The 232-nt window shown below is 69.8% G+C and carries 1 protein-coding gene; it reads left to right on the forward strand.

Going from position 1 to position 232, the window contains the following annotated elements; all coding sequences use genetic code 11:
- Positions 1-232 (forward strand): hypothetical protein (locus ACZ267_RS13085; RefSeq protein WP_463680371.1); only part of this gene is annotated, 232 nt, incomplete at both ends.

A 232-nucleotide genomic window follows, 5' to 3' on the forward strand; every position in this document is an offset into this window, starting at 1 on the left:
CCGCCATCTGCTGGGCGAACCGATGCAGCACCGCTTCTGCCGCGATCCCGAATTCCGGGCCGCGCTGCCCTTGCTGCAAGAACCGGTGCCGGTCTCCGGCGCAGCCGCCGAACGCCGCTACACGGGCGCGGCAACGGCCAGCCAGAGCGTGACGGCGCGCCCGTATGCGCGCGTCATCGGAAGCGAACCCCCGGTGCTTCCCGAAGTTCAGCTGCTGTCCAATGGCCGCTAT

Source organism: Staphylococcus sp. AC872 (assembly GCF_979255425.1).